At 41.9% G+C, this 26,807-nt stretch carries 23 protein-coding genes; 9 read left to right on the top strand and 14 right to left on the bottom strand.

Features of this window, described 5'->3' with window-relative positions; all coding sequences use genetic code 11:
• Positions 1-3 precede the first annotated feature (3 nt).
• Positions 4-732: a ribonuclease III gene (rnc, locus tag BUC20_RS29220; RefSeq protein WP_200801097.1), complete on the top strand. Its 729-nt coding sequence runs from the start codon at positions 4-6 to the stop codon at positions 730-732.
• A gap of 5 nt (positions 733-737) precedes the next feature.
• Here the strand turns inward: rnc and BUC20_RS29225 are convergent, their stop codons facing one another.
• The gene (locus BUC20_RS29225; protein ID WP_073236944.1) at positions 738-1,451 is read right to left on the bottom strand and encodes a hypothetical protein; all 714 of its coding nucleotides are present in this window, start codon (positions 1,449-1,451) and stop codon (positions 738-740) included.
• Positions 1,452-1,695: 244 nt separating this feature from the next.
• Here BUC20_RS29225 and BUC20_RS29230 point away from each other — a divergent pair, with 244 nt between their 5' ends.
• Genes BUC20_RS29230 through nadD form a run of 3 tightly spaced genes read left to right on the top strand, consistent with a single transcriptional unit; the run spans position 1,696 to position 3,712 of the window.
• A complete protein-coding gene (locus BUC20_RS29230) occupies positions 1,696-2,559 on the top strand; it encodes a YicC/YloC family endoribonuclease (protein WP_073236947.1) in 864 nt (287 codons plus the stop codon).
• 6 nt (positions 2,560-2,565) lie between these two features.
• Complete coding sequence (gene gmk / locus BUC20_RS29235) at positions 2,566-3,138, top strand: guanylate kinase (RefSeq protein WP_073236950.1); 573 nt, start codon at positions 2,566-2,568, stop codon at positions 3,136-3,138.
• A gap of 1 nt (position 3,139) precedes the next feature.
• A complete protein-coding gene (nadD, locus tag BUC20_RS29240; RefSeq protein WP_073236952.1) occupies positions 3,140-3,712 on the top strand; it encodes a nicotinate (nicotinamide) nucleotide adenylyltransferase in 573 nt (190 codons plus the stop codon).
• Here nadD and BUC20_RS29245 read toward each other — a convergent pair.
• A complete protein-coding gene (locus tag BUC20_RS29245) occupies positions 3,709-4,422 on the bottom strand; it encodes an SAM-dependent methyltransferase (protein ID WP_073237619.1) in 714 nt (237 codons plus the stop codon). The two genes, nadD and BUC20_RS29245, sit on opposite strands and share 4 nt — an antisense overlap.
• Positions 4,423-4,719: 297 nt before the next feature.
• On the opposite strand from BUC20_RS29245, the gene BUC20_RS29250 reads away from it, so the two are divergent.
• Both BUC20_RS29250 and BUC20_RS29255 read left to right on the top strand, forming a co-directional pair.
• Positions 4,720-6,114, top strand: coding sequence for a DUF6600 domain-containing protein (locus BUC20_RS29250; protein ID WP_073236955.1), 1,395 nt, complete (start codon positions 4,720-4,722; stop codon positions 6,112-6,114).
• 115 nt (positions 6,115-6,229) lie between these two features.
• The gene (locus BUC20_RS29255) at positions 6,230-7,810 is read left to right on the top strand and encodes a peptide chain release factor 3 (protein WP_073236957.1); all 1,581 of its coding nucleotides are present in this window, start codon (positions 6,230-6,232) and stop codon (positions 7,808-7,810) included.
• Between the two features lie 50 nt (positions 7,811-7,860).
• On the opposite strand, the gene BUC20_RS29260 is transcribed toward BUC20_RS29255, so the two are convergent.
• Positions 7,861-9,114 carry a pyridoxal phosphate-dependent aminotransferase gene (locus BUC20_RS29260; RefSeq protein ID WP_073236958.1) on the bottom strand — a complete coding sequence of 418 codons (1,254 nt, stop codon included), beginning with the start codon at positions 9,112-9,114 and terminating at the stop codon, positions 7,861-7,863.
• A 26-nt stretch (positions 9,115-9,140) separates the two neighbouring features.
• On the bottom strand, positions 9,141-10,472 hold the full coding sequence (gene argH / locus BUC20_RS29265; protein WP_073236961.1) for an argininosuccinate lyase: 1,332 nt from the start codon (positions 10,470-10,472) through the stop codon (positions 9,141-9,143).
• A gap of 182 nt (positions 10,473-10,654) precedes the next feature.
• On the opposite strand from argH, the gene BUC20_RS29270 reads away from it, so the two are divergent.
• On the top strand, positions 10,655-13,537 hold the full coding sequence (locus BUC20_RS29270; RefSeq protein WP_073236964.1) for a S9 family peptidase: 2,883 nt from the start codon (positions 10,655-10,657) through the stop codon (positions 13,535-13,537).
• Between the two features lie 52 nt (positions 13,538-13,589).
• Here the strand turns inward: BUC20_RS29270 and BUC20_RS29275 are convergent, their stop codons facing one another.
• The 10 genes from BUC20_RS29275 to BUC20_RS29320 form a co-directional block, all read right to left on the bottom strand.
• Complete coding sequence (locus tag BUC20_RS29275; RefSeq protein ID WP_073236967.1) at positions 13,590-14,657, bottom strand: M20 family metallo-hydrolase; 1,068 nt, start codon at positions 14,655-14,657, stop codon at positions 13,590-13,592.
• A gap of 6 nt (positions 14,658-14,663) precedes the next feature.
• Complete coding sequence (proC, locus tag BUC20_RS29280; protein WP_073236970.1) at positions 14,664-15,482, bottom strand: pyrroline-5-carboxylate reductase; 819 nt, start codon at positions 15,480-15,482, stop codon at positions 14,664-14,666.
• A gap of 46 nt (positions 15,483-15,528) precedes the next feature.
• Positions 15,529-16,317, bottom strand: a complete 789-nt coding sequence (gene argB, locus BUC20_RS29285) for an acetylglutamate kinase (protein ID WP_073236973.1) — start codon at positions 16,315-16,317, stop codon at positions 15,529-15,531.
• Positions 16,318-16,407: 90 nt separating this feature from the next.
• Positions 16,408-17,370 carry a Rossmann-fold NAD(P)-binding domain-containing protein gene (locus BUC20_RS29290; RefSeq protein ID WP_073236975.1) on the bottom strand — a complete coding sequence of 321 codons (963 nt, stop codon included), beginning with the start codon at positions 17,368-17,370 and terminating at the stop codon, positions 16,408-16,410.
• Positions 17,367-18,503, bottom strand: a complete 1,137-nt coding sequence (locus tag BUC20_RS29295; protein ID WP_073237622.1) for an aspartate aminotransferase family protein — start codon at positions 18,501-18,503, stop codon at positions 17,367-17,369. Before BUC20_RS29295 ends, BUC20_RS29290 begins: the two co-directional genes overlap by 4 nt.
• Before the next feature lie 70 nt (positions 18,504-18,573).
• The gene (gene argC / locus BUC20_RS29300) at positions 18,574-19,545 is read right to left on the bottom strand and encodes an N-acetyl-gamma-glutamyl-phosphate reductase (protein WP_073236978.1); all 972 of its coding nucleotides are present in this window, start codon (positions 19,543-19,545) and stop codon (positions 18,574-18,576) included.
• Positions 19,535-20,728 carry an argininosuccinate synthase gene (argG, locus tag BUC20_RS29305; RefSeq protein WP_073236981.1) on the bottom strand — a complete coding sequence of 398 codons (1,194 nt, stop codon included), beginning with the start codon at positions 20,726-20,728 and terminating at the stop codon, positions 19,535-19,537. The genes argC and argG overlap by 11 nt, the downstream gene beginning before the upstream one ends.
• 13 nt (positions 20,729-20,741) lie before the next feature.
• Positions 20,742-21,449 (bottom strand): N-acetyltransferase, encoded by a 708-nt coding sequence (locus tag BUC20_RS29310; RefSeq protein WP_073236984.1) that lies wholly within the window; start codon positions 21,447-21,449, stop codon positions 20,742-20,744.
• A 375-nt stretch (positions 21,450-21,824) separates the two neighbouring features.
• Positions 21,825-22,394 carry a hypothetical protein gene (locus BUC20_RS29315; RefSeq protein WP_073236987.1) on the bottom strand — a complete coding sequence of 190 codons (570 nt, stop codon included), beginning with the start codon at positions 22,392-22,394 and terminating at the stop codon, positions 21,825-21,827.
• A gap of 141 nt (positions 22,395-22,535) precedes the next feature.
• Entirely contained in the window at positions 22,536-23,738 is a 1,203-nt protein-coding gene (locus tag BUC20_RS29320) for an NAD(P)/FAD-dependent oxidoreductase (protein WP_073236991.1), read from the bottom strand.
• A 130-nt stretch (positions 23,739-23,868) separates the two neighbouring features.
• Between BUC20_RS29320 and BUC20_RS29325 the strand changes: the two genes are divergently transcribed.
• Positions 23,869-25,029 carry a M28 family metallopeptidase gene (locus BUC20_RS29325; RefSeq protein WP_073237625.1) on the top strand — a complete coding sequence of 387 codons (1,161 nt, stop codon included), beginning with the start codon at positions 23,869-23,871 and terminating at the stop codon, positions 25,027-25,029.
• A gap of 124 nt (positions 25,030-25,153) precedes the next feature.
• On the top strand, positions 25,154-26,689 hold the full coding sequence (locus tag BUC20_RS29330) for a DUF4394 domain-containing protein (protein WP_073236994.1): 1,536 nt from the start codon (positions 25,154-25,156) through the stop codon (positions 26,687-26,689).
• Positions 26,690-26,807: the final 118 nt, after the last annotated feature.

Genomic DNA, 26,807 nt, shown 5'->3' on the forward strand with positions numbered 1-26,807 from the left:
TTAATGCCATTATTCGACCTGTATAAGCTTTATTTTTCAACAGATAAGGTCTTTATAAAAAAGCTAAAAAACATTTTAGGCTTTGTTCCCGGAAATACTGTTTTATACAAAATGGCATTCAGGCACAGATCTGTGGCAAAAGTTCTGAAGAACGGTAGCAGAAGCAGCAATGAACGTCTTGAATTTCTGGGGGATGCTATCCTTGGCTCCGTCATCGCAGAATTGCTGTTTAAAAGCTATCCTTATAAAGAAGAAGGTTTCTTAACGGAAATGCGTTCTAAAATTGTAAACAGGGTAAACTTAAATCAGCTTGCGAGGAAAATGGGGTTTGACCAGCTTATGGTATTTGACCAGAAGGCAGTTAACATTCAAACCAAACACCATTCCATGCTTGGAGATGCTTTTGAAGCATTAATAGGTGCGGTATATCTGGATAAAGGATATAATTTCACCAAAGATTTCCTCCTTAAGAGGATTATTAAGCCCTATATCGATATCCATACCCTGGAACTGACTGAAACAAACTTCAAAAGTAAACTGATCGAATGGTGTCAGCGCCATGGAAAAGACATCTCTTTTGATATGGTACAAAACAGCGAAGGGGAAAGTGCGAAACTATTTACCATCAGTGCTGTTGTGGAAGGCGAAAGCTATGGACTCGGCCGCGATTACAATAAGAAAAATGCGGAAAAACTTGCCGCTGAAAAGGCTTGTGAAGCCTTATCGATTTAATCTTCCTATTTTTTTCTCAGGGTATCCGTGTATTTTTTGTAAGAATCTTTAATGTATTTTATGGCATCGTATTCTGCCCATTTTCTGGATTGCTCATAGTCAGGTCTGTAATCCAACATGAATTTTTCCAGGTCCTTACCTTTCAGGTCTACGGTATTCTGAATAAGGTATTCATTAAAAAAACCATCTACCTGGGTCTGCTTGATCTCATTGTCGTAATATCTTCCAAATCTTCTTGCATTTCCCGGTGTACGGCCAAATAACTCATAAAAAGCGGTCAGTGGCTGAAAAAAATAGGCCAATACAGGAGGTTTTCCCTGGTAAAAGGATCCGTTTCTTTTAAAATCTCTTTTGATGTCATTCAGTTCCTGCTTTTTCGACTGGCCTTGAATGTTCACCTCCCTCAATGTTGTTCCTCTGGATAAATATACGGACACATCTGCTGTTGTAAACACACCAACCTCTTCATCAGAAAATTCGCTTTTGATCACTAAAAGGCTATCCCCTACTGATGCCCTGATCTGAAATAACCCCAAATCACTGGTAGACACCGTAAATCCGTTTCTTTTATTTGTGACCTGCGCAAACTGTATCCGGTTATTAGTCCCACGCTCTTTTACCACCCCTCTAAGTAAAAATTCCTTCTGGGAAAAAGCATCTGGCGTAAAAGCAAAGAAAAACACAGCGAATGCCAGTGTCATGAGATAATGAGGCTTCATTTTATATAGATTTTTTGTAAACTTAACCAATGTTTTGCAATCAAATGAGTTAAAAAAAGTTAAAATAATCGCTAAAAAGGTCTGGTGCTATAACAATGTAAAGCTGAAAAAGTTACCTCAATTTTTCAATTCCACTGTAAATGTGGCATTAAAAAAACAAAATCCCGGGAGTTCTGTACCTCATTAAGCAACATAGGTTTAATCATTTTAACAATAAATTATATCTTTGCACATGATAAAATCAATGACAGGCTTTGGTCTGGCCTCTACTGATCATGAAAACGTTAAGTTTGCAGTAGAGATTAAGTCTTTAAACAGCAAGTTTTTAGAACTCAATCTAAAACTTCCAAGGGCTTTCTCCGAAAAGGAGTTGTTATTACGCAACGTCTGCAGCAAAGAAATTGAACGCGGAAAAGTCAGTGTTTCTATAAATATTGATCGTGGCGAGGAAAACCTTAAAGGGGCAACTATCAACGCAGCCTTATTGAGTAAATATTACAAGCAACTTGAAGCGATTAATGTTGATTTGGGTGCCAATTCAACTAATCTTTTGCAGGCAGTATTGACTTTTCCTGAGGTGATCAGTTATCAGGAAGAAGAAGTAAATGAAAATGACTGGGATATTTTATACAGCACTTTCAATAAAGCACTGGAAAACTTCAATCAGTTCAGGCATACAGAGGGAAATGTTTTGAAAACAGACCTCGAACTGAGAATTAAAAACATACTGCAGTTTTTTGCACAGATAGAGGTTCTGGAACCATTGAGAATCCCTCAGATCAGGACCAGATTGAATCAATTTCTTGAAGAAAACGTAGGTAAAATTAATGTGGATCAAAATCGCCTGGAGCAGGAATTGATCTATTACATCGATAAATTAGACATTACCGAGGAGAAAACGCGCCTGAAAAGTCACTGTGATTATTTCACCGAGACTTTAAAAAGCAAAGATGCCAACGGTAAAAAACTCGGTTTTATCTCTCAGGAGATTGGCAGGGAAATCAATACTATGGGTGCTAAAGCAAATGATGCACAAATACAACAATTGGTAGTAGGGATGAAAGAAGAGCTGGAAAAAATTAAGGAACAACTATTAAACGTTTTATAAGTACGCATGACACAAGGTAAACTCATTATATTTTCTGCCCCCTCAGGAGCAGGCAAGACCACTATCGTAAAACACCTGCTGAAGAAGTTTCCCACATTAAGCTTCTCTATATCTGCGACCACGCGTGAATCCAGAGGTGATGAAGAGCATGAAAAAGATTATTATTTCATCTCAAAAGAAGATTTTCTTCACAAAGTAGCCCATCAGGAATTTGTGGAATTTGAAGAAGTATATAACGGCACCTTTTATGGCACCCTGAGGTCTGAGATTGAAAGGATCTGGAACACGGGGAAACATGTTATTTTTGATATTGATGTAGAAGGCGGTTTACGTCTTAAACGTAAATATGAAGATGATGCCCTGGCTATTTTTGTTCAACCTCCTTCTTTAGAGGTCTTAAAAGAACGTTTAACCGGAAGGGGAACTGATAGTGCAGAAAAACTTCAGGAACGCTTTATAAAGGCGGAAAAAGAGTTGAACTATGCAGAGAAGTTTGATGTGATCCTTAAAAACTTTGAACTGGAAACCGCTTGCAAAGAAGCAGAGCAGCTGGTCGGAGATTTTATCAATAACAAGTAAAATGAAAACAGGGTTATTCTTTGGTTCATTCAACCCCATCCATATTGGTCACCTGATAATTGCCAACTATATGGCTGGCTTTACCGGGCTTAAAGAAGTATGGCTGGTGGTTTCACCACATAACCCTCTGAAGAATAAAAATGGACTGACGAATATGTACGACAGGCTGGAGATGGCTAAACTGGCCACCGAAACCTCCGATCATATTAAAGTTAGTGACATAGAATTTGGGCTGGCCCAACCCTCTTATACGGTGGATACCCTGGCTTTTTTACAGGAAAAATATCCTGGAAAGGAATTCGTTCTGATTATGGGTGCTGACAATCTCTCTTCCCTGAAAAAGTGGAAGAATTACGAGGTGTTACTCAAAAACTATGAGATCTATGTCTACCCGAGACCCGGAATTGACCTCAGTGAATGGGAAAATCATCCGGCGATCACCATTACAGAAACTCCTCAAATGGACATTTCTTCCACCTTCATACGCAAAGCGCTGAAGGAAGGAAGAAATGTTCAATATTTTGTGCCCGATAAGGTGCTGTCCTTTATGGACAATAAAAACATGTACCGTTAAGAAGGCCTGTAAAGCAGGAATATAGCCGGTTTTTTATGCAGATCAATCCGCTCTTTTCTCCAAAGTGCAACAGACTGTGTCTTGATATACTCTTCTTCCGCATTGATATTACATGCCACACAAAGCATCGCCTGTGGGGAACAATTCTTCAATACATCTTCCAGTAAATGATTGTTTCTGAAGGGGGTTTCTATAAATAACTGGGTTTGTTTCTTAGCTAAAGATTGCTGTTCCAGTTCTTTGATGCGTTTTCCACGCTCCACTTTATCAATGGGCAAATACCCATGGAAAGTGAAACTCTGTCCATTGAATCCAGACGCCATTAATGCCAGTAAGATCGAACTTGGCCCGACCAATGGAACGACTTTGATCCCTCTTCTATGTGCTTCTGCCACCACCTCTGCTCCCGGATCTGCAACCCCCGGACATCCTGCTTCGCTCATTAAGCCTACATCTTTACCTGCATTTAACTCTTTGAAATATGGAGCTAATGAAGCGTTGCGCTGATGTTTGCCATAGTCATGGATGAGCAGCTCACTCTGCGGCAACTTCAGCCCGGCTTCTTTTAAAAACTTTCTGGCTGTTTTTTCATTCTCCACAATATAAGCATCTATTGCATTGATGGTATCGCCTAGAAAGGGTGTAAAAGATTTCTGAGCTGCGTTTTCTGCCAGAGGAACGGGGATAAGAAATAAAGTGCCTTTTTGCATAAATTTTGTTTTGTTTACAAAAGAAGAAAATAATTTCCTGGAAAGAGCAACTCTGCACATTTAATATTCCATAAAAGCCAGATCTCAACTCCGCCATCCGGCTTTTTTTAAATATTTTTTTCGCAAATTAGGTGTTCGCCAACAGATTAAATATCGGCATATTCCGCTCTTAAACCAATATAATTAGGCAAGACTGCATAATTGTAATGTAATATTTCCAAAGTAGTTTAAACTTTTGTCATTCTTTGGAACTCAAATTGTTATATAAAAAGCGTTAGGTAAATTAAACACACACAAATGAAAAATTTAATCAAATTACCGGCAATTGTGCTGGGGCTCATGCTCCTGATGACCGGAACCGCGCAGCGCGTTATGGCACAAGACGACGACGTTTCGCTCCAATCCTTCTATGATGAGCTTTCGCCCTATGGCACCTGGATCCAGGATCCTCAGTACGGATATGTATGGAGACCAGATGTAGAGCAAGATGATTTCAGACCTTATTATAGCAATGGACGATGGGCAATGACAGAATATGGCAATACCTGGGTATCTAATTATGATTGGGGCTGGGCTCCTTTCCACTATGGAAGGTGGGTGTACAACCGTTACAGACAATGGATCTGGATCCCTGATACCGTATGGGGACCTGCCTGGGTAAGCTGGAGAAGTGGTGGTGGATATTATGGCTGGGCACCAATGGGACCAAGCATAAACATCAATATCAATTTCGGCATTCCAGACAACTGGTGGGTATTTATCCCTCAGCGGAACATCTATTACGATAGTTTCCCAAGGTATTACTCCCGCAGAAATGTTACCATTATTCACAATACAACCATTATCAATAATACGTATGAAAGGAACAGACGTACTTATTATACAGGACCAAGAATAGATGATGTCAGACGTGCGACCAACAGAGATGTAACCGTTTACAATGTAAACAGAAGCAGCAGGGCAGGGAGAAGTGAACTCAGAGGTAACGACCTGAGCATTTACAACCCCAGAACCTCCAGGGCAGACAGAGGAAGCGTTCAGGCTCCCAGAACATCCGTTCGTGGGGAGGCAAACCTGACAAGGCCTAATGGCTCAGTTGCCACCGACCGTTCTTCCAGAGAAGGGCGTAATAACACCATTACGGATAGAAATAATAGCATAGAAGACCGTAACGGAAGAACAGACCGCAGAACGATTGAAGAAAGAAATTCAGCAGGTGGCCGTACAGAAAGGATCGATCGCCGTACTGAAGGACAGGTTAATCCTTCAAGAGATAACGGTACAACAAACAGATCTGATGGAAGAACTTCCAGAGAAAATGTCAGACCTGTAAGTCCTTCAGATAACAGGAATACTGAAGTAATGCCGGGAAGATCCGAACGCAGTTCAAGAGAAGGACGTCAGGAAAGGACTCAACCAATGCCTCAGGTTCAACCGAGCCCTCAACCGATGCCTGTCCAACCACAGGCGAGACCTCAGCGCGAGGAGCGAAGAGCAGAGCCTCAGTACAGACAAGAACGTCCACAACCTCAGCCACAACAGCAAAGGATGGAAAGACAAGAGCGTTCGCAACCCCAGGCTCAGCCACAGAGAATGGAAAGACAGGAAAGGCAAAGTGCCCCTCCTGCCCGCTCTGAAAGCAGGGGAAGCGGATCAGAGGGTGGAAGATCTTCAAGATCAGGAAGAGGTTAATCCCAGATTTCATATAAAAAACCGGTCATTTGATGGCCGGTTTTTCTTTTTAGCCCTCTTTTATATATTATATTTATCTTTGCAGCCTCATCAAGCACAACAGGCTTAATTCTTTATGATTCACCCAGAAATAGAAAAACGAAAAACATTCGCTATTATCAGTCACCCCGATGCAGGTAAAACTACACTTACAGAAAAGTTTTTACTCTTTGGAGGAGCAATAAACACGGCCGGAGCAGTGAAACGCAACAAGGCCAACCAAAGCAATACTTCCGATTTTATGGAAATTGAGAAGCAGCGTGGAATCTCCGTGGCTACTTCTGTAATGGGCTTTGAATATAGCGGCAAACGCATCAACATATTGGATACCCCTGGTCACAAGGATTTTGCTGAAGACACTTACCGTACCTTATCCGCGGTAGACAGTGTAATCCTGGTGGTCGATTGTGTAAAGGGAGTCGAGGAACAGACTGAAAAGTTAATGGCAGTCTGCAGAATGCGAAATACCCCCGTAATTATCTTTATCAATAAGATGGACCGGGAAGGAAAGGATGCCTTTGACCTGTTGGACGAGATTGAAAGCAAACTGAACATCAGCCTTTGCCCGCTTTCCTGGCCTATTGGACAGGGACATACCTTTAAAGGCGTATACAGCATCTATAACAAACACCTCAACCTTTTTGAGGCCGATAAAACAAAAATAAGTGCACCGGTTATTGAAGTCAGCGACCTGAATGATCCAAACCTGAGTAACTTCTTAAAGCCAAAAGAACTGGACGGATTAAAATCTGACCTGGAACTGGTAGATGGTGTATACGGACAGATCGATAAAAGCATGTACATTGAAGGTTTGCTTGCTCCGGTGTTTTTCGGCAGTGCCATCAATAACTTTGGTATTAAAGAACTACTGGATACTTTCGTTCAAATTGCGCCTAGCCCAAAAAGCAGGGAAGCAGAACAACGTGAAGTATTGGTAAATGAGAAGAACTTTACCGGATTTGTATTTAAGATCCATGCCAATTTAGATCCGAAACACCGTGACCGGATTGCCTTTCTAAGGATCTGCTCTGGTAAGTTTGAACGTAATAAGTTTTATTTCCATACCCGTCAGAACAAGAAATTGAAATTCTCCAATCCAATGGACTTCATGGCCAACGAAAAAAGCATCGTTGAAGAAGCATGGCCCGGAGATGTGGTGGGTTTATACGATAGTGGAAACTTTAAAATCGGAGACACCCTTACAGAGGGCGAACAGTTGCAATTTAAGGGCATTCCAAGCTTCTCTCCTGAAATATTTAAGGAAGTAGAGAACAGAGACCCACTAAGAACAAAACAGCTGGAAAAAGGCATACAGCAGCTTACAGAAGAAGGTGTAGCTCAATTGTTCACTGCGCAGCCAGGTAACCGTAAAATTATCGGTGCAGTAGGTGAGCTTCAGTTTGAAGTTATCGCTTTCCGTCTGGAACATGAATATGGTGCAAAAGCACATTTCCGGACCTTAAGTTACGGCAGGTCTAACTGGGTAACCTCTACGGATAAAAAGAAATTAGAAGAATTCCTGAAAAGGAAGCAACAACATATTGGAGAAGATAAGGATGGAAATCCGGTATTTCTTGCCGATAATGACTTCATGATCAATATGACCATGCGTGATTACCCGGATATTGAGTTCCACAAAACGTCGGAATTTAAATAAACAAAAAAGGCTGCCAGATCTGGCAGCCTTTTTTGTTGAATTGTATTTCTTTATTTCAATTTGCTCAACGCAGCTTTTATTCTTGGAATCATTTTCTGAATATCGCTCAGTGAACACCCGCCAACTGATGCCCGGAACCAGGCCACAGACTCAGCTGTTCCGAAAGCAGAGAAAGGCACTAAAGCTGTCTGTGCTTCTTTAATCAGGTAAAAATTAACATCTGCACTGTTTTTCAACAAGTCGCCGGACGGTGTGGTCTTTCCAATATAATCAATCTTAAGCGTCAGGTAAATTGCTCCCATCGGAACAACTGCATCCACTGCAAAACCTTCCGATTTTAATTCCTGAAATCCATTGTAAAGTGTGTCCAGACTTTCCTGAACCTGTTTTTTAAAAGAATTTAAAAACGAATCTACCAATTCATTGTTCTTAAAGTATTTAGCAACAGCAACCTGTTCAGCTTTCGGGGCCCAGGCACCGATATGCCCCAGCAATGCTTTCATCTTGCCTACAATCTTTTCAGGACCAAATGCCCATCCTACACGCACGCCTGTTGCAGACAAACATTTAGAAATCCCGTCAATATAGATCACATAATCTTTAAGCTCCGGACGTAGACTTACGGGATTGATGTGTTCTTTCCCAAAAGTCAGCAAGGAGTAGATCTGATCATACATGATGTACAATGGCTTTTCATCGACTCCCCTGCACTCATTTTCTTCAATCACCAAATCGCAGATTTCTTCCAGTTGCTCCCGGGTAAACATTGTTCCTGTAGGATTCAAAGGAGAACACAAAGCCAATAAGGTCGCACCTTTTAAATAAGGCTTTAACTGTGCCCCTGTTGGCATAAAGTTGTTCTCAACAGTAGTTTCTACCGCAATTCCTTTTGCAGAGGAAAGGTGACAATAGTGATTGTTGTTCCATGATGGTGCAGGATAAATCACTTTATCTCCCGGATCTACCAATGCCAGGTATGTTGCATAAATTAAAGGGCGCGAACCTCCGGCTACCAGGATATCCTGCGTGCTGTAAGAAAGGGAATACCTGTTTTTAAGCACCTCGACTACAGTCTCACGTAAAGCTAAAATGCCGTCTGCAGGAGGATAATTGGTATGGTTATGATGATAAGCATCAATAATTTCATCTCTTAATTCTGCCGGAATAGGAAAAATTGAAGGATCAAAATCACCGATGGTCAGATTGGCAATCTCGGCACCCTTTCGCTTCAGTTCATTTACTTCGTTTCCAATTTTAATGATCTCTGAGCCGATAAGTGTGTTTGCTAATACTGATACATTCATTTTTTTTGATTTATAATTATTAATGGTTAAGCCAGCAATTTTTCAATTGCAGCAGTAGTTTTCTCAAATTTAAACTGCGAAATGATCGCTTCCATCATTCCTTCAATCTCAGGGTTACACAAGTTTCCTATGCTTCCTTCATGAGTATGGTTTACTTTTGTAGAAGGTGAAAAGGTACCGTTCTCTATGGTTTCACCAACGATTTTATACGCTTCCCTGAAAGGAACTCCTTTTAGTGCAAGTTCATTCACTACTTCAACGCTAAATAGATAAGCATATTTTTTATCTGCCAGAATATCGTCTTTGATCCTGATGTGCTGCAACATATAAGTGGTCATTTCCAGGCATTCATTCAAAGAGGTAATTGCAGGAAAAAGGTTCTCTTTCAGCAACTGAAGGTCACGGTGATACCCTGAAGGCAAATTGGTTGTCATCATTGCGATTTCATTCGGCAGTGCCTGAATTTTATTACATCTCGAACGGATCAGTTCAAAAACATCAGGATTTTTTTTATGTGGCATAATGCTCGATCCTGTAGTCAATTCATCGGGAAAACTGATAAATCCGAAGTTCTGATTGATAAACAGACAAACATCCATTGCCATTTTTGCAAGAGAGGCTGCAAGTGAAGACATGGCCTGTCCCAGAATACGCTCTGTTTTTCCTCTGCCCATCTGCGCATAAACCACATTATAGTTTAGGTTTTCAAAGCCCAGCAATTGAGTGGTCATCGTTCTGTTCAGGGGAAAAGAAGAGCCATAACCCGCAGCAGAGCCTAAAGGATTCTTATTACAGATCTTGTATGCAGCAAGCATCAGTTCCATATCATCAACCAGACTTTCTGCATAAGCACCGAACCACAAACCAAAAGAAGAAGGCATTGCGATCTGAAGATGTGTATATCCCGGAAGCAATTTATCTTTATGCGTGTTGCTCAATTCAATCAACTGCGAGAAAAGAGCCGAAGTATTTCCCACCATTTCCTCAATACAGCTTCTGAAATAAAGCTTCAGATCTACTAAAACCTGGTCATTACGTGAACGTCCGCTATGGATTTTTTTACCTGCATCGCCAATACGCTGCGTGAGCAACCATTCAACTTGTGAATGCACATCTTCTACCGTATCCTCAATGGTAAATTTACCCGCTTCGATTTCTGCATAAATATTTTTTAGTTCTTTTTGGATATCCAAAAGCTCTGAAGCCGTTAGTAATCCAATACTTTCCAGCATTTCCACATGGGCCAAAGAGCCTAAAACATCAAATGCTGCCATTTGCAAATCCAGCTCTCTGTCTTTGCCCACAGTAAAAGTTTCTATATCTTTATTTACGTCTACGTTTTTTTGCCAAATCTTCATTTATCAATCTATGGTTTAGGCCCCTTAAGGGCTAAAGGTATTTTGCAAAAATACAATAATTACGATAGAATGAAGGATAAACCAACAAGCCTGTTAAAAGCAATCAAGTTGCATAATATTCTTGTTATAATGAAGATATATTCAGGTAAAACAATATTTTAGCATAAAACCCTCAAACTATAATGAAAAAGATCAAATACTCTCTTCTGCTGCTGCTCTTGCCTTTTGCTGCAAGCCTTCATGCGCAGCAAAAACCGGCATTGACCTGGAAAGATGTTTCCAAATGGAATTCGATCAGAGGCAATACCTATGCATTATCACCCAACGGACAATGGCTTTCCTGGGCAAAGGGTCCGGTGGAAGGTGATCTTCAAACCGTCATTCGTAAAATTTCTGACACCACAAACTTCAGTTATCCTATCGGAGCAAACCCATCAGGGGTGATCTATTCTAAAGATTCCAAATACGCAGCTTTTAAAGTTTCCGCTAAAGAAGCAGAAGTTAAGGCTGCAAAGAAAACCATGAAACCTCTTTATGATCAACTGGTCCTTGTTTCTTTGCCAGGAAATCGAAAAACAACTTTTGAAAAAGTAAAAGCATTCGGTTTTTCCGGAGAATCTCCGGAATGGCTTGCTGTACAATTTGCCGCTTCAGAAAACGCATCAAAGGATAAAGACGCTGCAAAAGGAACAGATCTTTTGTTGTATCATCTGAGCAGCAAAAAAAGCTATAACCTCGGAAATGTAGCCGAATATTCCTTCAACAAAACAGGAAGCATTCTCGCTTATACCATTGATGCAAATGGACAAAACGGAAACGGAGTGTTCATCAGGGACATGAAAACAGGTTTAATCACCGCACTTGAAAATGATAAGGCCAATTACAAAAGCATCAACTGGAATGAGAATGGAGATGCATTCGCCCTACTCAAATCCAATAAAAACGAACAATACAAAGAAGATGTGTTCACGGTAATCGGCATCAATAAGATTGCGGGAGAGCAAAGCAATAAAGTCTCTTATACAGGCATAGGCTTAAAGAACTTCCCCAAAAACATGGGAATCAATGGAAACGGCAGCCCTTACTGGTCTGAAGACCAAACCACTTTGTTTTTTGGAATCAATACGCTTGAAAAGAAAGCCGACAGTACTTCAAAAGACAAAGCAAAAGACCAACCGAAAGCAAAACCCGGTGTCAAAACTGATAGTCTTGCAAAGGGAAAGCCTGAGGCCAAACCCGCAGCCAAAGCCGATATAGAGAAACCAGATATGATCATCTGGAACTGGCAGGACAAACGCCTTCAGTCTGCACAGCAAACTCAGGAGATGAGAGACAAGAACTATAGTTACCTGAGTTCTTACCGTGTTACAGACCAGAAATTCAGTCAGCTGGCCGACAGCACTTTGAAAAATGTCATTGTGGCGCCAAAGAATTTATACGCCATTGGCTACGACGATTCCAATTATGAATTGATGACCAACCTTGACGGGCAAAACTATACCGACATCTACCTGATCGACTTAAAAACAGGCTCCAGGAAACGTATTTTTGAGAAATTCTACACACAATCAAGGGGCGGACTCAATTTTGCTCCAAATGGAAAATGGGCAAGTTTCAATAAGGATGGCGCTTTCTATAGCATCAACCTGGAAACCTTACAACAATACAACCTCACAGAAAAAATCAAAGCCTCCTTTGTAGATGAACTGGATGACCACAATGTACTTCAGCCCGCCACTCCAAATTTCGGATGGTCATCAGATTCCAGATATGTGCTCATTAGAGACAATTATGACCTGTGGCGCATCAGCGCAGATGGAAAAAATATAACCCCACTATCAGACAACGGGAAAGCTAAAAAACAAGAAGTACGAGACAGATTCTCCATTTATCCCAAAGAGAAAGGAACAGACCTGGGCAGGGATCAATATTTTACCATCTTCAACACCAGTACAAAAAAATCAGGGATTGGATTATTGGAAGCAGGGAAAACCAGTATCAAGCCCTTATTTATGGACGATAATACTTATGGAGCTTTTCAAAAAGCAACAGATGGAAATGTATTCGTTTATGGCAAACATAACAATGAAAAATCGCCGGAAATGTACGCTGCTGCTACGGCTAACTTAGCTAACGCAAAACAAATCACCAAAAACACCCCTGATCAGGAAAAATATGCCTGGTCTTCAGGAGTAAAGCTGCTCAACTATGTCAGCGCCAATGGAGATTCTTTACAGGCGACATTGTATCTTCCGGCAAACTATCAGGAAGGAAAAAGCTATCCGACAATCACTTATATTTATGAGCGCTTAACTGATGCAATGAATATGTATGTGATGCCGGCTTTCCCTGGTGGAGGGTTTAACAAATCCATGTATACCAGTAATGGCTATGCGGTATTGATGCCCGACATCAAATATAAACTCAACGATCCGGGCATGTCTGCAGTGGCTTGTGTGGTGCCGGCAGTGAAAGCTGCCATTGCAACGGGTGTAGTAGATGAAAAACGTGTCGCCATCCACGGACATTCCTGGGGAGGGTATCAGACTTCTTTCCTGATTACTCAAACCAATATTTTCAAAGCCGCAGCCGCAGGAGCACCGCTCACCAATATGATCAGTATGTACAGCCTCATCTACTGGAATAGCGGTGGCACCAATCAGGCCATTTTCGAATCCAGTCAGGGCCGCTTAACCCCAGGTTACTGGGACAATTGGGATGCTTTCTCCCGCAACTCTCCGGTCTATCATATCAAAAAAGTACAGACCCCATTGTTGTTATTGCACAACGATAAAGACGGAGCTGTGGATTATACACAAGGCATCGAGTATTATAATGGCTTGAGAAGGTTGAATAAACCCGTGGTCATGATCACCTACCGTGGAGAAAATCATGGTATTGCCAAACTACCTAACCGAAAAGATTATGCCGTCCGGATGATGGAATATTTCGATTACATGTTAAAAGATAAACCAGCACCAGAATGGTGGTCAAAAGGGGTTAACCGTTTAGATATGGAAAAACACCTGGAGGCAAGGGCTTTTGAAAAAGCAGAAGAGCAATAAAAAAAGGCGGCTGATCATGATGATCAGCCGCCTTTTCCATTAAATACTATGATTATTTTCCTTTAATCACTGGCTTTAACATCTCGATATAAAGCACGATTCCTTCTTCGATTTCATTTACAAAGACATACTCATCTGCCATATGGGAGCGGGCTGAATCGCCAGGGCCAACTTTTAACGAGGGAATACTCAACAATGCCTGATCTGAAGTCGTCGGTGAACCGTATGTGGTCCTCCCCAAAGCAATTCCCGACTGTACCAGCGGGTGAGCTTTGTCAATAGAAGAAGGTTTCAAACGTACAGAGCGGGGAGTAACTTCACAATCCACATTTGTCCGGATGATCTTTAACACTTCCTCATTGGTATAGGCATCGGTTACCCGGACATCTACGGTAAATACACAGGTTGCCGGAACGACATTATGCTGAGATCCTGCATTGATAATTGTAACCGACATTTTCAATGGGCCAAACATTTCCGAAACCTTAGAAAAACGGTAATTACGGAACCACTCAATATCTTTCAAAGCTTTATAAATCGCATTGTCTCCCTCTTCCCTTGCCGCATGACCTGCTTTTCCGGTAGAAACACAGTCCAGCACCAATAAACCTCGTTCTGCAATCGCCAGGTTCATCAACGTAGGTTCTCCAACTATCGCAAACTCCAGCGTCCCCAAATCCGGAAGGATGCATTCCAATCCATTGTTTCCGGAGATTTCTTCTTCAGCAGTTGTGGCCAGACAAATGTTGTAACTTAAACCCTTTTGCTCATAGAAGTAAAGAAAGGTCGCCACAAGCGAAACAAGGCATCCTCCTGCATCATTACTCCCTAATCCATACAATTTGCCATCTTCAACAGTTGGCGCGTAAGGATCGCGTGTATAGCCCGTATTTGGCCTTACCGTATCGTGATGCGAATTTAAAAGCAATGTGGGCTTCTTTGAATCAAAATGCTTGTTATACGCCCAGATATTGTTCAGCTTACGCTGTGTCTTTATATTACGTTGCTGCAAAAACTGTTCAATTACATCAGCGGTTTTGTCCTCTTCTTTACTAAAGGAAGAGATACCAATCAGTTGTTTCAACAGTTCTAAACTATCTTTTTGCAGTTGTTCTATCATAATTTTTTATTCTTTGGTATATAAAGCTCCGGCTTTTGCTGCCGATAGCTTGATGCCTTTTATCAGGGAGGAGCTAAATCCGTTATGCTCCATCTCATTTAATCCGGCAATGGTACAGCCTTTCGGCGAAGTTACTTTATCTATTTCCTGTTCCGGGTGGGATTGCATCTGCAAAAGCAGGTCCGCAGCTCCTTTAGCCGTTTGAACAGCCATTTTCAAGGCTTCATCTGCATGAAAACCAATCTCTACCCCACCCTGTGAAGCCGCTCTGATCGCACGTAAGAAAAAGGCAATTCCACAGGCACACAAAGCCGTTGCGGAAGTCATCAGGTCTTCATTGATCTTCACTACGGAGCCTACAGTTTCAAACATTCTGGTTACTTCCTCCATATATTCAGCAGAAGCGCTGTCTGTAGCAATACAGGTCATGGACTGTCCTATAGCAATCGCCGTATTGGGCATTGCTCTGATGACCTGCGTTTCTGCTCCGAGTTTATTTCTGATGTCAGCACAACTGACCCCGGAGGCTACAGAAATGAAAAGGTGCTTTTTGATGTCCACAGCCGGGCGAATCTGATCCAAAAGCTGGTTTAACTGCTGCGGTAAAACGGCAAGTACAATGACATCTGAAGCGGCAACAACCGCAGCATTGTCACTACTCACACCAAAGCCTTGTTCAGCAAAGGGGCTTAAATTGGCAATATTTCTTCTGGTTAAACTGATCTGACCGGGCAAAGCATAATTTGCTTTCACTAATCCTTTGGCCAAAGAAATGCCAATATTTCCGCTTCCTAAAATGGCGATGTTGCCGTTAAACTGTTTCATCTTCTATATGGTTTGGTTGTTATAATCGGGTGGTGTTCAAAGGTAATTAAATGATGAGTCTCGTTCCAAAACCCTGTTCATTAATTTGAGGCAGTTCATCTGCTTTACCAATATATACGGCAGAAACACCGCTTTTTATTGCTTCAAAGGCATTGTGTAATTTAGGGATCATTCCTCCTGAAACGACTCCTTCCTGCTTCAGGCCTTCAAACTCCTGCATCCTGATTTCAGGAACAAGAGAATTGTCGTCTTCAATATCCCGCATCACCCCTCTTTTCTCAAAACAGTATACCAATACCGTCTCATATAAAGAAGACATGGCCACCGCTACCGCGGAGGCAATGGTATCCGCATTGGTATTTAAGAGCTGGCTTTCGCCATCATGAGTAATCGCACACAAGACCGGTGTTAGTCCCGCACTAAGCAGGCTATCCAGCGTAGCTGAAGAAACCGAAGCCTCATCCAGGTCCCCGACAAATCCATAATCAATGTCTTTTACCGGACGTTTTACTGCTTTGATGATGTTTCCGTCTGCACCTGTTAAACCGATCGCATTACAGCCCTTTGCCTGTAGCTGAGCCACCATATTTTTGTTGATCAGTCCGGCATACACCATCGTTACGATCCTCAGGGTTTCTATATCTGTAATCCGGCGGCCATCCACCATTTTAGCCTCAACCCCCAAAGAAACCCCTAATTCTGTCGCAATCTTTCCACCACCATGAATTAAAATCTTATCTCCGGGAAGGGCCTTAAAGTCCAGTAAAAACTGATGCAGTTTCTCAGAATTATCAATTACATTTCCGCCAATCTTAATTACACTTAGTCTCTTCATTTTTACATTTTATAAATGCTGAGGCCTTCCAACAGAAGGTTCAGGTATAACAAAAAAGGGATGCTGGCTTTCAACCGGCATCCCTGTAATTTATAAACTTTCAAGTACATCTTTCAGTACTGCCTGCGCGGCCCACAGCCGGTTTCCGGCTTCCTGAATGACCAGTGAATTTGGTCCATCCAGCACTTCTGAGGACAGCTCCAGGTCGCGGCGAACTGGCAAACAATGCATTACTTTCGCATCATTGGTTACTTTTAACCGCTCATTGGTCAGCATCCATCCCTCAGGATAGGTGAGTACTTTTCCATACTCCTTATAGCTGGACCAGTTTTTCACATAGATGTAATCTGCATCTTTCAATGCCTCATCTATATTATGACTGATATGGGCACCCGGAGTGAAATCTTCGTTCAGTTCATAACCCTTAGGCTGCACAATGGTAAAATCCAGCATGCCTTCTGCCTGTGCCCTGCACATCCATTCAGAAAAGGAGTTTGGTACTGCCTGCGGCAATGCTTTGATATGTGGAGCCCAGGCCAATACAACCTTAGGCTTTGTTGTTCCTTTCCAGGTCTCTTTAATCGTTACCAGATCCGCCAGACTTTGCAAAGGGTGGCGTGTTGCGCTTTCCAGACTTACGACCGGAACACCACAATACTGGATAAACTTATTAAAGAAATCTTCATTATAATCCTCATCCCTGCTGATCAGCTTAGGAAATGAGCGTAAGCCCAATACATCACAATATTGTCCCATTACGGCTGCAGCTTCACGGATATGCTCTACAGTGGTACCATTCATGACTACACCATCCTGAGTTTCCAGTGCCCAGCCTTCTTTGTCCATGTTCATCACCATCACATTCATTCCCAAATTCAATGCTGCTTTTTGGGTACTCAGGCGGGTGCGCAAACTAGGGTTCAGAAAAACCAGCCCCAGGGTTTTGTTTTTACCCAGGTCCTGATGTGCATAAGGGCTTTCCTTTAAGGCCAATGCGGCGGCTACCAATTGGCTGATGTCTTCAACATCATTTACTGAAGTGAATTGTTTCATCTTTGATTTAGCGCAATTTTAAACTGATTTAAAAACTGATCTGCCTGATCTTTAGTTAAATTTAAAGCCGGCAAAAGTCTGATTACATTTGGTTTAGCTTCTCCGGTAAAAATATGGTGCTTAAACAACAGGTCTTTCTTTACATTGGCCAGGCTTTCAGGAAGTTCAATCCCGATCATTAAACCACGTCCACGTACTTCTGTTACCTCTTTAATTTTCCTAAGCTCCGTGATCAGGTAAGTCCCCACTTCTTCAGCATTTTTCATCAGCTGATCCTGATCCATAATTTCCAATACAGCCAATGCTGCTGCACAAGCGAGGTGATTTCCACCAAAAGTGGTTCCCAGCATGCCATGCCATGGCTTAAACTTAGGAGCGATTGAGATCCCCGCTACCGGAAAACCATTTCCCATTCCTTTTGCCATCGTATACACATCTGCATTTACACCTGCTTCATCATGAGAATAGAACTTTCCTGTTCTTCCATAACCACATTGTACACTGTCAGCAATGTATAAAGCATTGTACTGATCACAAAGGGAACGGATTTTTTGAAGGAAAGAAACTGAGGCTTCTTTAATTCCACCAACGCCCTGAATGCCTTCAATAATTACCGCAGCAACTTCATTTCCGAAAGCAGCAAAAGCCTGCTCCAATGCCGCCTCATCATTATGAGGAAGGAATATGATGTTGTCTGTTTCATTTACCGGAGCAATAATTTTAGGATTATCCGTTGCTGAAACAGCCAGGGAAGTCCTGCCATGGAAAGCACCTTTGAAAGCGATCACTTTTTTTCTTCCGTTATAGAAAGAAGCCAGTTTCAGCGCATTTTCATTGGCTTCAGCGCCAGAATTACACAAAAACAGCTGATAATCCGGTTTTCCAGATACCTTACCTAGTTTTTCAGCCAGCTCCACTTGCAAAGGAATCTTCACAGAGTTAGAATAAAAGCCTACTTTATTCAATTGATCGGTTACACGTTTCACATAGTGAGGGTGTGTATGACCGATAGAGATCACTGCATGGCCACCATACAAGTCTAAATATTCCTGTCCATCGGCATCCCAGACAGTGCTGCCGGCAGCTTTAACGATTTCTATATTGTTTAACGGATATACGTCGAATAAGTTCATTTTTTTAGCGATTGAATTGTTGATTAAAAGATTAAAACGGTTTCCGGAACAGGTCCGGGACAACAGGTCATTAAAATCCTGCTGCTTTAAGCGCCAGGCCTTGCCGCTCTTCCAGTCCAAAAATCAAGTTCATATTTTGTACTGCTTGTCCGCTGGCCCCTTTTAATAAATTATCAATGATGCTCACTACAAAAAGTTTGTTGCCATGTTTTTCTACATGAACCAATCCTTTATTCGTATTTACCACCTGTTTCAAATCTATATTCTTTTTACTCACGTGAGTAAAAGGATGTCCTTCATAATACTCCTCGTATAAGGTCTGTGCTTCTTCAGCAGTCAGGTCGCTTTCCACGTACATAGCAGCAAGAATCCCTCTGGTGAAGTCTCCGCGTTGCGGGATAAAGTTCAATACCTCATCAAAATTTGCATCCAGTTGTACTAAGGTCTCTCCGATCTCATTCAGGTGCTGGTGTTCAAAAGCCTTGTATACAGAAAGGTTGTTGTTACGCCAGCTAAAATGAGATGTTGCAGCCAGACTCTGTCCTGCACCTGTAGATCCCGTAGTCGCATTGATGTGCACTTCCTTTTTAAGCAATCCTTTTGCAGCCAGAGGCAATAAGCCCAACTGGATACAGGTGGCAAAACAACCAGGGTTAGCAATAAAGTTTGCTTTTTTTATGCGTTCGCGGTTCAGTTCAGGAAGCCCATATACCCAGTCCTGCCCTGCTGCTGCTTTCAATCTGAAATCCTGACTCAAATCAATGATCTTTATTCCTGCTGCAATAGGATTTGCTGCTAAGAACTTCTTCGCATCGCCATGTCCTACACATAAAAATAAAACATCGATATCATCAGATAATTCTCCGGTAAAACGCAGGTCCGTATCTCCCAAAAGATCTGTATGAACATCAGAGATCAGGTTTCCTGTATTGCTGTTGCTATGCACAAAAGCAATTTCAACCGAAGGATGGTTGATCAGCAATCGAAGCATTTCTCCACCAGTATATCCGGCACCGCCAATGATTCCTGCTTTAATCTTCATTGCTGTTCACTTTGTGCCAGATCATTACCTGGTTGCCAAAAATCTTAGAGAAACCTTTCACATCTTCACCGCTCCATGCGTTGTTCATCTCGCCATAGCTACCAAATTTATTGCTCATCAGGTCATGTGCAGACTCGATACCAATGATTTGGAAACGGTAAGGCAACAACTCTACAAATACCTTTCCGCTCACTGTTTTCTGAGTGTCTGCAAGGAATGATTCAATGTTACGCATGATCGGATCATGAAACTGACCTTCATGTAACCAGTTGCCATAAAAAGAAGCCAGTTGCTCTTTCCAGGAAAGCTGCCATTTGGTTAAAGTATGTTTTTCCAAAGTATGGTGCGCCTTGATGATAACCATCGGTGCTGCAGCTTCAAAACCCACACGGCCTTTAATTCCGATAATGGTATCTCCAACATGGATGTCTCTTCCAATGCCGTAAGGCTGTGCGATCGCCTGTAATTTCTGAATGGCAGCTACCGGAGCTAAAGTCTCTCCGTCAATACCTGTCAGCTCTCCTTTTTCAAAAGTTAGTTCCAGTTTGCGGGGCTCAGTTACAGATACCTGTGTTGGCCATGCTTCTTCCGGCAGGGTTTCATTAGAAGTTAAGGTTTCTTTTCCTCCTACTGAAGTACCCCATAAGCCTTTATTGATAGAGTATCTTGCTTTTTCAGCACTATATTCTACGCCATGAGCAGCTAAATATTCTATTTCCGCTTCGCGGGATAATTTCAAGTCCCTGATTGGGGTGATGATTTCTACATTAGGAATGATGATGTTAAAAATCATATCAAAACGTACCTGATCATTTCCTGCGCCTGTGCTTCCATGAGCTACATAATCAGCACCAATCTTTTTTACATAATTGGCAATCGCTGTTGCCTGGCTCACACGTTCTGCACTTACAGAAAGCGGGTAAGTTGCATTTTTCAATACATTACCAAATACCAGATATTTAATACAGCCATCATAATAATTGGCAGTTTCATCAACCACCGCATGAGAAGCTACTCCTAAGGCATAAGCACGTTTTTCGATCTCCTGAAGCTCTTCCTCAGAAAAGCCACCGGTATTAACGATCACAGAATGTACTTCCAGTCCACGGTCCTGGGCCAAATAAATACAACAAAACGAAGTATCTAAACCTCCGCTAAAAGCTAAAACAACTTTTTTCTTCATCTTAATATAACAGCTATTTAAATAAAAATGTAAACAATACTAACAACAGGGCTTTTAATCCCCCTTTACCCGAAGGTTTAGGTTTTAACACCAATCTTTGTTTGATGCGCATAAAGCGCTCGTACAACTTTGGTTTCTTCTCCAGTTCTTCTGCAAATTTCTTGGCGACATCATGCTTCTGTGTTGCAGGATCGTACAACATCGCTGTACACATGCAATTTTTCCGCTCTTTCATCGTCAGGATTTCAAAGTTCACACAACTCTGGCAGCCTTTCCAGAAATCTTCATCCTGTGTCAGCTCTGAATAGGTAACCGGCTCATAACCAAGATCAGAATTGATCTTCATTACCGCCAGGCCAGTGGTCAGGCCAAAGATCTTTGCCTTTGGATATTTCTGTCTGGAAAGTTCGAAGATTTTTTCTTTGATGGCATGTGCCAGTCCCGCCTTTCGGAACTTGGGACTAACGATGAGGCCTGAGTTGGCCACAAATTGTCCATGACTCCAGGTTTCGATATAACAAAAACCTGCCCAGGTTCCATCCTTATGGAAAGCAATAACTGACTTTCCGTCGGAAATTTTACCTGCAACGTACTCCGGAGAGCGTTTAGCGATACCTGTACCACGTGCTTTCGCCGATTCGGCCATTTCTTCACAGATTTCTTCTGCAAAGACACGATGTTCAGGAAGTGCAACCTGCACTATAAAATCGTTTATATTCATTAATAGGTTAACGAAAAAATAAATGTTCTGATTAATTGTTTTTTAAGAGGCAATCCTCTAAGGAAATGTGCTGAGTTGCTGCTCAGTGATTACTCAAATCCGTGGCGTGTAATTTTGCCGATTAGTCGTCACAAAAAATACGGGTCGCAAGCGTTCAATAAACAGACTTTCGGAAGCAATATTCTTTGCTTCTAAAATAGAAAGTTTATGTGTGATTTGCTTGATCATTTTCTGTGTCTAATAATTCTTTAAAATAGTTGAGGCGCAAAGGTTTAAATAAATATTGAGTTGTGCAATATGTTTTTAATTTTTTTACATTATTTGGTGAAAAATTGTTCAAAAAAAAACCTGCTGTTTACACAGCAGGTTTTCCGGTTATTTCTTTTCCTCTACCTTGAGGTCGACCGCTACCCTGGTCTGGTCCAGAAAGAGGCTCAGTTTCTTTGGTTTAGCATTGGCAGGAACCTTAAATGTCCATTCGGCTTCAGAAGTGGTTTCAGGTGATGGATTTGTAGATCCGTTTCCATTTGTTGCCGCTACAGAAGTGTTATTATCCAACTGTAATCTTGCATCAGTATAATTAATCGAGAAAAACAACTCCTTGCCTACCGTACTTTTGTTTGTTACGGTGAGTTTTATGGTCACTTCCATCCCATCGGCTTTTCCATCGGCGTCCTGTAAAGCCACCGCTTTACTCTCCAGAATCTTAACCAGTGCTTCACTCTTCTTCCCTAAAAGAGCAGAATCAGGAATTGCGGTAATGACATAGCTCAAGGGTTCATTTCCCACCGGAGCTGGTGTGGCAGAAGTAGCAGCAGGCTCCGTATTCTGGCTCACCGCAGTACTGTCTGTTGTCTCTCCGGTTTTTTTGTCTTTGTTTTTACAGGCTGCAAAACTAAGCATGCCCAGCGCGACAATTGATAATCTTAAAAATTGCTTGTTCATGGTTTGGTATTTTAGTTCAAAAATAGGTTTCACATTAAAAAATAACGGCACAAGATATTAAGTTTTCGTTATCTTTTTACCTGAGAAAATACGTATAAAATTCCAAAAACAAAAAAACATGATCAACTAACAAACAGCACTTTACCTGCCAAACCTAAAATAATGCGACAACAAACCTGGAGCACCATTGATCATCTCAGGAATGATGTCCATTCCAAGCACAGAAAAGGTAATTCCATTCCCTCCAAAACCCAATACAAAATAAGAATTTGGAAACTTCGGATGTGCTCCTATGTAAGGAAGTCCGTCTTTTGTTTCTCCAAAAGTCCCACACCAGCAAAAATCCTCAATAAACCGCAGCTCCGGCAAAAACTTTTCAACTGTTTTCAGCAATTTATCCCTTTTACGGCTTAGCAATGCATCTCTCCTCAACGCATTCCTAAAGTTTTCATCTTCCCCACCTACCAGCAAACGGCCATCAGCAGTTGTTCTCATATACAGGTAAGGTGCATCCGTATTCCAGAACAGGGTATCGGAAATTGAAGGGGATAAGGCCTCATTTTTTTCACTAACCATCGCATAAGTGCTTTTCAAGGTCACCACCTTATCCGGAAGCATTGCCTGAGTCTCATACCCGGTACAATAAACTATTTTTCCGGCTGTGATCACTGCCCCTGTAGCCATTTCGGCCAGTATCTTTTCTTTTTCGTATCTAACTTTCTTTAATTCCGTCTTATCAAAAACACGAAGCCCTCTTTTGGCATTGTAATGAAGCAGGTCATGGGCCAGGCAAAAGGCATCTACACTCCCACCCTCTGAAGACAAAATCCCCCCTTCAGTGAGCAGTCCATATTTTTGTTTAATCTCCTTTTTTTCAAGCCATTGGACGTTAAATCCAGCAAGTTTACGGGCATCGAACTCTTTTTTAAGCCATTTTACATCTTTCGACTTGCTCGCAAAATAAAGAGAATCCTTCTGCTCAAAACCACAGGGAGAATCAATCTCCTTTACGAGTTGCTGCAACCGATCTATGGAATCCCGACAGGCTTTATAACTGGCAACCGCCCCTTGCTCCCCAATCATCCCGATCAACTCATGCAAAGGCACATCGATCTCATACTGAAGCATAGAGGTGGTAGCGGAACTACTTCCGTTCGCAATTTCCCTTTTATCAATCAGGACTGTATCGTAACCCTTTTCTACAAACGAATGAGCCATCAATGCCCCGGTTATTCCACTACCAACGATGAGAATATCGCAGCTCAGATGATCCCTGAGAGAGGGGTAAGTATATAGTAATCCATTTTTTACCAGCCAAAACGGCTCATTTGAGCGAACATCCATATAAAGGGCTTAAGTGTATAAGTACTTCCAATAACAAGATTTTTACCCATCTGTTTTAATCATCAACAGATTTCAATTCTATATATTTACCAGTATCGGGTCCTCAAATGAGGAGTATATGTCCATTTCTATGAGAAAGCAACTCTTTATCTACTTCCTGTTCGCCTGCTTCGTTACCCTGAGCCAGCCTGTTTTGTCGCAGGATATTCAAACTGCAAGAACCTTGCTGGATACCCTGACTTCAAAAACAATGTGGGGACGGGGGTACACAAAAAATGGGATGAGCAAAGCAGCCGATTTTATCAGTGCTTCCTTTAAAGCTTACGGATTAAGCCCGATGGATGGAAAGACATTCAAACAATCTTTCTCTTATGCTGCCAATACCTTTCCCGGCAAAATGTCCGTCCGACTCAATGGAAAGGCCTTAGTTCCGGGAAAAGAGTTCATTGTAATGCCGGAGAGCAAGGGTAGTAATAGTCAGGGTAAATTGGTTCAGAAAGACAGCCTCACTTTTATCCAGCCCGAACAACGGATCATCCTTGCCCTGAAAGATAAGTTAACCTGGTCTGTTGCTCCCGAACAGGCAGACTATACCGGGATCGAAGTCCTCAAAACTGTGCTATCAGGCAAACCAACAGACATCGAAGTAAATATTGAAAGTCAATTTATACCGGAATTTCAGGCGGCAAATATCTGTGGCATCGTAAAGGGAACCTCAAAACCAGACTCTGTTCTGGTGCTTAGTGCCCACTATGACCACCTTGGAGGAATGGGTGCCAATGTTTATTTCCCCGGAGCCAACGACAATGCCAGCGGCATCTCCTTTTTAATGACTCTGGCAAAGTATTATGCCCGTCATCCCCAAGCTTACAGCATTGCATTTATTTGCTTCGCGGGGGAAGAAAATGGCCTCGCAGGATCGAAATATTTCACAGAACATCCACTTCTGGAGCTCAGCAAAATCAAATTCCTGACCAATGTGGATATGGTAGGCACCGGAGAAACGGGCATAACCGTCGTTAATGCCAGCATTCATCCCAAAGAATTCGCCTTACTTCAACAAATCAATAGCAAAGAAAAGTACCTCGTTAAAATAAACCCAAGAGGTAAAGCCGCCAACAGTGATCACTATTTTTTCACAGAAAAAGGTGTTCCGGCATTTTTTATTTATACCCAGGGAGGAATCAGTGCTTATCATGATATTTATGACCTTCCCAAAACCCTTCCCTTCACAGAATACAAAGACCTTTTCAGCTTGTTTCGCGATTTCTATAAGGGGTTGATGCAATAACAGAGAAAATCCTCAACTGCAATAAAAGGTCAACCTACCTAAACAAACCAATGGACTAAGGCAGAAAAACCAGATAGGAAAAGATTTCGTAAGTCAAATTAATTCCTAACAAAACCGCTTACCTATGAAAAATCTTAACTTACGAGACTTTCGTCTGCCAAAAATGTTGTTGATATTGTTCCTCTTAGGTGCAATGAGTTCTTGCAAAAAAGATAGAAATAACAACCCGGATCCTGAACAGCCTCTATCAGGTCCCGATCAGGAATTTTATGCCTTATCGAACAACAACCTTCTGAAATTTAACGCGAAGGATGTCAGCAAATCTATTTCTTCCGTTTCCATTTCCGGGTTACCAGCAAGTGAAAAGATGTTAAGCATTGATTTTCGACCGGCTACCGGAGAATTGTATGGAGTTAGCAACGCCAGCAAGCTGTATGTCATCCGATTAAATGGATCAGCAAGGGCAATTGGCACAGGGTTCAGTCCATCAATTAACGGTACAACTGCAAGCATAGACTTTAACCCAACTGTAGACCGGATCAGGTTAATTAGTAACACCGGACAAAATCTAAGGTTACACCCCGAAACGGGTATGGTAGCTGCAAGCGATGGCAACATCAATGGCGTTAGCAATGCAATTGTATCCGGAGCAGCTTACACCAATAATAAAGCCGGAGCATCTTCCACAACGCTATTCGATATTGACATCACATCAAAAAAACTATATAAACAAGATCCTCCCAACGATGGAAAATTAATCGAGATTGGTAGCCTTGGTCTCGAAATAGGCAGCAGCAGCAGCTTCGATATCTCCCCGGATAATACAAAAGCCCTGGTAGCCGGAACAATGAATGGCACTTCCAGTATTTACAGTATCAATCTGGAAACAGGAAAAGCAACCCTTGCTGGCAGGTTTCCCGCGTCGGGACCAATCGAAGGTATAGCAATCCCTACAGATCCGGTAGCCTATGCAACAGACAATGCTAATAATTTCTTAATCTTTAACCCAATGAGCCCCGCTGCTCTGGTTTCTAAACCAATCACTGGTCTGGCAAGCTTAGAAAGCATCGTTGGTATTGATTTCAGACCAGCAAACGGGCAAATCTATGCACTGAGCAGCTCAAGCCGCCTGTACACCGTCAATGCTGCAACAGGGGCGTTGACGCCAGTTGGTTCAGGAACACTAACCACTCTGCTGTTGGGCAACAGTTTTGGTTTTGATTTCAACCCTACCGTGGACCGCATCCGTATCGTCAGCAATACCGGACAAAATTTAAGATTACATCCGGAAACAGGTGCTGTAGTTTTCATAGATGGAATTCTGAAGCCAGGAAGTCCTTCCATAAGTGCGGCTGCATACACCAATAACTTTTTGGGAGCAACCGAAACCACCCTTTTCGATATAGACCATACCACGGATAAACTCTACAAACAAACTCCTCCAAATGAAGGCACATTAATTGAAATTGGAAGCCTGGGGATAAACGTAGAAAGTACAAACGGATTTGACATCGGCAGTACTTCAGGAATAGCTTATGCAATTCTTAGTGTCGGCGGGTCGAATAAAATATATACCATTAACCTAAGCACTGGTGCAGCATCCGCTATTAGCGACTTTCCAAAAACAATCACTGCGATGACTGTAGGTTTAGGACTATAATACATCTCAACTGCTTATGATCAAAGCCATGTCCTCTGGGATATGGCTTTTTAGCTATAAATCTTTTAACAATTCTATTTCTTTAAACCAATTTGCCTTAATTTCGTTTAATCATATA

The organism is Pedobacter caeni (assembly GCF_900129215.1).
In the GTDB taxonomy this organism is placed as follows: Bacteria; Bacteroidota; Bacteroidia; order Sphingobacteriales; family Sphingobacteriaceae; genus Pedobacter; species Pedobacter caeni.

What these genes read in the sequence shown, in the direction of transcription:
- BUC20_RS29295 (WP_073237622.1), bottom strand. Translation starts at nt 18,503, where the DNA reads ATGAACTTATTCGACGTATATCCGTTAAACAATATAGAAATCGTTAAA.
- BUC20_RS29245 (WP_073237619.1), bottom strand. Translation starts at nt 4,422, where the DNA reads ATGCAAAAAGGCACTTTATTTCTTATCCCCGTTCCTCTGGCAGAAAAC.
- argB (WP_073236973.1), bottom strand. Translation starts at nt 16,317, where the DNA reads ATGAAGAGACTAAGTGTAATTAAGATTGGCGGAAATGTAATTGATAAT.
- argH (WP_073236961.1), bottom strand. Translation starts at nt 10,472, where the DNA reads ATGAAGATTTGGCAAAAAAACGTAGACGTAAATAAAGATATAGAAACT.
- BUC20_RS29225 (WP_073236944.1), bottom strand. Translation starts at nt 1,451, where the DNA reads ATGAAGCCTCATTATCTCATGACACTGGCATTCGCTGTGTTTTTCTTT.
- BUC20_RS29325 (WP_073237625.1), top strand. Translation starts at nt 23,869, where the DNA reads ATGAGAAAGCAACTCTTTATCTACTTCCTGTTCGCCTGCTTCGTTACC.
- rnc (WP_200801097.1), top strand. Translation starts at nt 4, where the DNA reads ATGCCATTATTCGACCTGTATAAGCTTTATTTTTCAACAGATAAGGTC.
- BUC20_RS29290 (WP_073236975.1), bottom strand. Translation starts at nt 17,370, where the DNA reads ATGAAACAATTCACTTCAGTAAATGATGTTGAAGACATCAGCCAATTG.
- BUC20_RS29250 (WP_073236955.1), top strand. Translation starts at nt 4,720, where the DNA reads ATGAAAAATTTAATCAAATTACCGGCAATTGTGCTGGGGCTCATGCTC.
- BUC20_RS29260 (WP_073236958.1), bottom strand. Translation starts at nt 9,114, where the DNA reads ATGAATGTATCAGTATTAGCAAACACACTTATCGGCTCAGAGATCATT.
- BUC20_RS29310 (WP_073236984.1), bottom strand. Translation starts at nt 21,449, where the DNA reads ATGAATATAAACGATTTTATAGTGCAGGTTGCACTTCCTGAACATCGT.
- BUC20_RS29270 (WP_073236964.1), top strand. Translation starts at nt 10,655, where the DNA reads ATGAAAAAGATCAAATACTCTCTTCTGCTGCTGCTCTTGCCTTTTGCT.
- nadD (WP_073236952.1), top strand. Translation starts at nt 3,140, where the DNA reads ATGAAAACAGGGTTATTCTTTGGTTCATTCAACCCCATCCATATTGGT.
- BUC20_RS29330 (WP_073236994.1), top strand. Translation starts at nt 25,154, where the DNA reads ATGAAAAATCTTAACTTACGAGACTTTCGTCTGCCAAAAATGTTGTTG.
- BUC20_RS29320 (WP_073236991.1), bottom strand. Translation starts at nt 23,738, where the DNA reads ATGGATGTTCGCTCAAATGAGCCGTTTTGGCTGGTAAAAAATGGATTA.
- BUC20_RS29255 (WP_073236957.1), top strand. Translation starts at nt 6,230, where the DNA reads ATGATTCACCCAGAAATAGAAAAACGAAAAACATTCGCTATTATCAGT.
- BUC20_RS29275 (WP_073236967.1), bottom strand. Translation starts at nt 14,657, where the DNA reads ATGATAGAACAACTGCAAAAAGATAGTTTAGAACTGTTGAAACAACTG.
- argG (WP_073236981.1), bottom strand. Translation starts at nt 20,728, where the DNA reads ATGAAGAAAAAAGTTGTTTTAGCTTTTAGCGGAGGTTTAGATACTTCG.
- BUC20_RS29230 (WP_073236947.1), top strand. Translation starts at nt 1,696, where the DNA reads ATGACAGGCTTTGGTCTGGCCTCTACTGATCATGAAAACGTTAAGTTT.
- argC (WP_073236978.1), bottom strand. Translation starts at nt 19,545, where the DNA reads ATGAAGATTAAAGCAGGAATCATTGGCGGTGCCGGATATACTGGTGGA.
- proC (WP_073236970.1), bottom strand. Translation starts at nt 15,482, where the DNA reads ATGAAACAGTTTAACGGCAACATCGCCATTTTAGGAAGCGGAAATATT.
- gmk (WP_073236950.1), top strand. Translation starts at nt 2,566, where the DNA reads ATGACACAAGGTAAACTCATTATATTTTCTGCCCCCTCAGGAGCAGGC.
- BUC20_RS29315 (WP_073236987.1), bottom strand. Translation starts at nt 22,394, where the DNA reads ATGAACAAGCAATTTTTAAGATTATCAATTGTCGCGCTGGGCATGCTT.